Here is a 6,445-nt window from a genome sequence, read left to right on the forward strand (position 1 = left end):
AGGGTCAGGCTGGCGATCGCGCCTTTGGAGGCGGAATATGCGGCCTGACCGATCTGGCCGTCGAACGCAGCAACCGAGGCGGTGTTGATGATCACGCCGCGCTCGCCATCGGCATTGGCTTCGCTCTCGGCGATGGCCGCTGCGGCCAGACGCAGCATGTTGAAGCTGCCGATCAGGTTGACATTGATCACCTGAGCGAAGCTGGACAGTGCATGCGGGCCGTTCTTGCCGAGGATCTTCTCGCCGCGAACGATGCCGGCGCAATTGACCAGGCCATTGAGGCTGCCAAAGGCTTTGACCGTGGCCTGCACTGCCGCTTCGGCAGCGGCTTCGTTGCTGATGTCGGCCACCACGCTTTGCGCGCCGAGGCGCTGGGCCTGGGCGGCTACCGCTTCGGCGTTCATGTCCACCAGCATCACTTTGGCGCCGGCACTGACCAGCAGTTCAGCGCTGGCCACACCCAGGCCGGAGGCGCCGCCGGTGACGATAAAAACCTTGTTCTCGATCTGCATGACTGACTTCCTGATTCAAGCTGAAACGTTGTGCGCCGCGGCCTCTTGAGCCTTGGCGATTTCCTGGTTGCGCAAGATAAAGCGCTGCAATTTGCCGCTTGGGGTTTTCGGCAATTCGCTGACAAATTCGATTTCACGCGGGTACGAGTGCGCGGCCAGACGCTTGCGCACGTGTTGGCGCAGCTCTTCGGCCAGCGCCGGTTCAGCGCGGTATTGCGGGTTGAGCACGACGAAGGCCTTGACCAGCTCGGTGCGCTCCGGATCAGGCTTGCCGACCACGGCGGCTTCAACCACTGCAGGGTGCTCGATCAGCGCGCTTTCGACGTCGAACGGGCCGACGCGATAACCGGAGGTGGTGATCACATCGTCGCTGCGGCCGACGAAGCTGATGCTGCCGTCGGGGTTCCATTCCACGGTGTCGCCGCTGAGGTAGTAATCGCCGACGAAAGCTTTGGTCGGCACGCCTTCGTAGCCGCCGAACCAGCACATCGGCGACTGCGTGCGGTCGATGGCGAGAATGCCCGGCTGGCCGACACCGAGTTCGTTGTAGTGCTCGTCGAGCACCACGATGCGATGCCCCGGCGAGGCGAAACCGGCGGCACCGAGGTGGATCGGGTGCTGCAGACCGTGGTGGTTGCACAGGACCATGCCCAGTTCGGTCTGGCCGTAGTGGTCGTGAATCACCACATTGAGGTTATCGGCGAACCAGCGGATCACTTCCGGATTGAGCGGTTCGCCGGCGCTGCTGACGATGCGCAGCTTGCCCTTGATCGACTTGGCGAACTCGTTGCCGCCGGCAATCAACAAGCGGTACGCGGTCGGCGAGCCAGTGAGGTTGGTGATGCCGTATTTGTTGATCACCCGGCAAGTGCTTTCGAGGGTGAACGGGCCATCGTAAAAGGTGATCGGGTGGCCCATCGACAGCGGGCCGGTGACGCCGAAATAGATGCCATAGGCCCAACCCGGATCGGCGACGTTCCAGAACGAATCTTCGGGGCGCAGGTCCACCGCGTCGCGGGTGTAGCTTTGGAACGCGACGATCGCCTTGAGCGGCACCGACAGTGCTTTCGACGGGCCGGTGGTGCCCGAGGTGAACATCAGCAGGAACGGGTCTTCGCCCGTCAGCAATACCGGTTCGCAAACGCTGGAATAGTTGGCCAGTTCGGCCCAGAAACTGAAATCGCCACGGACGATGCCCTGACCTTTGGCGCCGCCGACGGTGACGACGGTCGGGCAATCGCTGACTTCAGCGAGTTTCGGCCGGTTGACCGCGTCGGTGACCACCACTTTGGCGCCGGAGCTGTTCAGCCGATGTTCGATGGCTTTGGGGCCGAACGCGGTGAACAGCGGCTGATACACCGCGCCGATGCGCCAGGTGGCGAACACGGTGATGAGCAGTTCGATATTACGTGGCAGCAGGCCGGCGACCTTGTCGCCCTTCTGCACGCCTTGTTCGAGAAGGAAATTGGCGAAACGCGCAGCTTTGTCTTGCAGGTCGCTGAAGGTGTACGTCGCACTCGCGCCGTCGCGGCCCTCCCAGAACAGCGCAATGCGCCCCGGCAAGGCGTGGCGGTCGCAACATTCGACGCAGGCGTTGAGCGCCTCCAGCGTGCCGCTGAGTGCAGCGTCCACGGTGTGCTCATAGTTGAACTGTTCGGTGGCAGACAAGTAATCGCGCATTGCCAGAATCCCTCTGTGTTTTTATTAGGCTGGGAGGCGTAAACAACACAGGGATAGTCGCGCTGCGGCGCGGAGGCGGCAATGGTCAAAGCCCTCAAAGTGGCTGACTGGTTTGGCCATGCTTGCACAATGACAAACACCCCCCTGTAGGAGCTGCCGCAGGCTGCGATCTTTTGATCTTGTTTTTTACAACATCAAAGTCAAAAGATCGCAGCCTTCGGCAGCTCCTACAGGGATGTTGTGGGTCAGACGGCTTCGTTAAGGATCAGCGTGCGGTAATGCCCAGGATTGGACCCCGACCATTTGCGAAACGCCTTGTAGAACGAACTCGCATCGGCAAACCCCAGACGCGTGGCGATCTCGACGAAGCTGATCGACGGCTCCGCCAGCCAGGTGATCGCCAGTTCCTTGCGCACGCTGTCCTTGAGGCCCTGATAGGTCTGCCCTTCCTCGGACAAGCGCCGGCGCAGGGTCGAGGCGGACATGCACAGTTGTTGCGCCAAGGCTTCTGTCTCCGGCCACTGTTCGGCGGGCAACTGGCGCAGGTCCTGTTTGATTCGGCTGGCAAGGCTTTGCGGGTCGCGGTACTTCACCAGAATGTTCGCCGGCGCATGGGCCAGAAAGCGTTTCAGCTCTTCAGCGCTGCGTTTGATCGGCAGATCGAGGCAGTCAGCGGCGAAGATCATCCGCGTGCGCGGACGCTCGAAACGCAGGTTTTCCGAGAACATCACCTGGTAATCGTCGCAGAAATCCGGCTCGGCGCAGCGCAGTTCGATCGCCAGAATCGGAATCCGCCGCCCCGCCAGCCAACACGCCACGCCGTGGACGATCATCCAGTAGGTGAAATAGGTGAAGGCGCGGCGCGGTTCGGGGTCGTCTTCGAGCAGGACGATTTCGGCAAGGCTTTGCTGGTGAACCAGTTGCGCGGGCATTTTCTCCAGCATCAGCGAGAGGAAATTCAGCCCCGTGCTCAGCCCGGCAGCCAGGGTGGGTTGCGCCATGGCGCTGCGGCAAAGGAATTCGAGGCTGCCGGACCTGAGTCGGTGCGGATCCATGCCGAAGAACTCGTCATCGCCGCGCCGGGCCAGCAATCGCCAGAGTTTCGCGTATTGCGAAGCAGGCACCCGGCCGTATTCGCTGTGCAGCAGGCCCGGAGCAATCCCGACCTTGTTCAAGACTTCATCCGTGGCCACGCCCGGGGCACAACTTTGCAGCAGCGCTTCACGCACCAGTTGAATGGCGATGGTGTCTTTTTCCGACATGGAGCGAGGCAGACCTTGTTGTTTTCGGGTGACGGGCATCTTAACGCAGGATACGAATCCAGCACGAATCCCCTGTAGGAGCTGCCGCAGGCTGCGATCTTTTGATCTTGTATTTAGAAAATCAAAGTCAAAAGATCGCAGCCTTCGGCAGCTCCTACAGGGGGGACCGTGCGGCAGCGAAAAACATGCCGTTCAGCGAATGTTCAGGTAAATGTCAAGCATCCCCATTTGGGAATGAGTGTCATTATGTTACAACTTAGCCACCTATCTAAATCATTCGTGGTTGCCGCAATGCTCGTTCCCTTTCTGATCATGCTGCGTGAAGGCATTGAAGCCGCGCTGATCGTTGGCATCATCGCCAGCTACCTGCAACAGACCGGCCGTGGCCAATGGATGCCGGCGGTGTGGATCGGCGTGTTTCTCGCCGCTGCGCTGGCGCTGCTGGTCGGCGGCGGTCTGGAGCTGGTCAGCGCCGAATTCCCGCAGAAACAGCAGGAGCTGTTCGAAGGCGTGGTCGGGCTGGTGGCCGTGGGGATTCTCAGTTCGATGGTGTTCTGGATGCGCAAGGTCGCGCGGTCGATCAAGCATTCGTTGCAGGCCTCGCTGGATCATGCCCTGACCGCTTCAAAGCATCAGGTGATCGCGCTGATTGCCATGGTGTTCTTCGCTGTGGCTCGCGAAGGTCTGGAAACTGTGTTCTTCCTGCTTGCGGTGTTCCAGCAGAGCGAGGGCCCGGGCGCGCCGATCGGTGCCCTGCTCGGCCTGGTGCTGGCGATTGTCGTCGGTTTCCTGATTTACAGCGGCAGCATGCGCCTGAACCTGTCGGCGTTCTTCAAGTGGACCGGGCTGTTCATTCTGGTGGTTGCCGCCGGGATACTCGCCAACTCGGTGCAAGCCCTGCATGAGGCAGGCCTGTGGAATCACCTGCAAACCGTGCTGTTCGACTTCAGTGCGACGTTGCCGATGGATGGCCCGCTGGGTTCGGTACTGGCCGGCATGTTCGGTTATCAGGATGCGCCGACCGTCAGCACCCTCGGTGCGTACCTGATCTATCTGGTGGTGGCGCTGTTGATGTTTTTCTACCCCGCCGCGCCTGCTGCGCCCAAGCCAGTCAAATCGTCTTCCGTTTCCAGCCAATAAGGGCATCCATGTCAAAGCCTAATACTCCCCAGGCCTCCCCTCCCCGCGCCTTGCGCTGGGCGGTGGCCGGTTCGGTGGTCGTGATGATTGCCGCCGGAGGCCTGTTCTACTACGCCTCGAAAATGGCCGCGGCCAAGCGTCAGCACAACCATGACGAAGTGGTGGTCAACATCAACGCGCACAGTTGCGAGCCGAACGAGCTGACGGTTCCTGCCGGCCGCGCCAGTTTCCGCATCGTCAACCGCTCCGACCGCGCAGTGGAGTGGGAAATTCTCGACGGCGTGCTGGTGATCGAAGAGCGCGAGAACATCGCCCCGGGCCTGAGCCAGGTGATCAACGCCAACCTGCAACCCGGCGACTACGCGATCACGTGCGGCCTGCTGAGCAACCCTCGCGGCGTGCTGCACGTGACGCCGACGGCGGCCTCCGATGCTGCCGCCAAGGCCAAGCCGTCGATGGTCGCTTTCGTCGGGCCGCTGTCGGAGTTCCGCGTGTATCTGGCGAGCCAGAGCAGCGCACTGATCAAAGCCGTGACGGCGCTCAACGACGCCATTGCCAGCGGCGACCTCGCCCAGGCGCAAACCCTGTACCTGCCGGCGCGCGCCGCCTATCAGCGTCTGGCCCCGGCGGCGCAACGTCTGGCGGAACTGGACAACAGCATCAATGCCCGCGCCGACTACTTCGAGAAGCGCGAACAGGATCCGGCCTTCGTCGGCTTCCACCGCATCGAATACGTGCTGTTCCAGCAACGCAAACTCGACGCTCTGGCGCCCATTGCCCAGCGCCTGCTGGCCGATGTCACCACGCTCAAACAACAACTGCTGGCCCAGTCCCTGCCGCCGGAGCAATTGGTGAGCATCGTGGTGCGCAACCTCAACACCCTGGCCGACGTGCGCGCCGCCAGCGGTGAAGAGGAACGCTACAGCCACGCCGACCTCAACGGTTTTGCCGGCAACCTGGAGACCGCACACAAGGTCGTCGAATTGCTGCGGCCGATGCTGAGCAAGTCGGCGCCGGATCTGCTGCCGAAAATCGACAGTGCACTGAGCGATTTCGACAGCGTACTGAACAGCTTCAAGGTCAAGGACGGCTACGCCACTTACGACACGGTCAGCGGCGAACAACGCAAACAGATCGCCGACAAGGCTCAGGCCCTGGCCGACGCACTGGATGGCATCGACCCCGCCCTCGGCCTCTCCGGCCTGTAAGCAGAAGACGAATACCGATGAAAGATTTGCAAAACCTCGATCTGCAACGTCGCCGCCTGCTGATGGGCATGGGCGCCGCCGGTGTTGCGCTGGCCGGTTCGGCCCTGAGTTGCCCGGCGATGGCTGCGGCACCGGCGCAAGTCACCGAAGCGCCGAGCAGCGACAAGACCGAAGACCGCCACGCCTTCCACGGTGTGCACCAGACCGGCATCGTCACCCCGCGTCCGGCGTCCGGCATGTTTGTGTCGTTCGACGTGCTGGCCAGCGATCGCGAAGACCTCGAGCGGCTGTTCCGCACCCTCAACGAGCGCATCGCGTTCCTGATGAAGGGCGGCCCGGTGGCGCAGATCGACCCGAAACTGCCGCCGCCGGATTCCGGCATCCTCGGCCCCATCGTGACCCCGGACAACCTGACCATCACCGTCTCGGTAGGCGAGTCGCTGTTCGACGAGCGCTTTGGTCTGGCCGAGGCCAAACCGAAACGTCTTCAACGCATGGTCGGCTTCCCCAACGATGCGCTGGAAGCCGATTGCTGCCACGGCGACCTGAGCCTGCAATTCTGCTCGAACACCGCCGACACCAACATTCACGCCCTGCGCGACATCGTCAAAAACCTGCCGGACCTGCTGCTGGTGCGCTGGAA

Annotated in this window: 6 protein-coding genes; 3 read left to right on the plus strand and 3 right to left on the minus strand. The window is 62.0% G+C overall.

Annotated features, from left to right (window positions below; all coding sequences use genetic code 11):
- The 3 genes from DBR18_RS06865 to DBR18_RS06875 all read right to left on the minus strand — a co-directional run.
- Positions 1-512, minus strand: a 512-nt coding sequence (locus DBR18_RS06865) for an SDR family NAD(P)-dependent oxidoreductase (RefSeq protein WP_256588608.1), incomplete at its 3' end; no start/stop codon positions are given.
- Positions 513-527: 15 nt separating this feature from the next.
- Complete coding sequence (locus tag DBR18_RS06870; protein WP_108589785.1) at positions 528-2,192, minus strand: AMP-binding protein; 1,665 nt, start codon at positions 2,190-2,192, stop codon at positions 528-530.
- A gap of 245 nt (positions 2,193-2,437) precedes the next feature.
- The gene (locus tag DBR18_RS06875) at positions 2,438-3,454 is read right to left on the minus strand and encodes an AraC family transcriptional regulator (protein ID WP_108589786.1); all 1,017 of its coding nucleotides are present in this window, start codon (positions 3,452-3,454) and stop codon (positions 2,438-2,440) included.
- Positions 3,455-3,745: 291 nt separating this feature from the next.
- Between DBR18_RS06875 and efeU the strand changes: the two genes are divergently transcribed.
- The 3 genes from efeU to DBR18_RS28885 all read left to right on the plus strand — a co-directional run.
- Positions 3,746-4,594, plus strand: a complete 849-nt coding sequence (gene efeU / locus DBR18_RS06880; protein ID WP_108589787.1) for an iron uptake transporter permease EfeU — start codon at positions 3,746-3,748, stop codon at positions 4,592-4,594.
- Between the two features lie 8 nt (positions 4,595-4,602).
- Positions 4,603-5,802, plus strand: coding sequence for an iron uptake system protein EfeO (gene efeO, locus DBR18_RS06885; RefSeq protein WP_108589788.1), 1,200 nt, complete (start codon positions 4,603-4,605; stop codon positions 5,800-5,802).
- Between the two features lie 17 nt (positions 5,803-5,819).
- Positions 5,820-6,445 (plus strand): Dyp-type peroxidase domain-containing protein (locus DBR18_RS28885; protein ID WP_256588603.1); only part of this gene is annotated, 626 nt, incomplete at its 3' end.

It is taken from the genome of Pseudomonas sp. HMWF021 (assembly GCF_003061005.1).
Taxonomy (GTDB): Bacteria; Pseudomonadota; Gammaproteobacteria; order Pseudomonadales; family Pseudomonadaceae; genus Aquipseudomonas.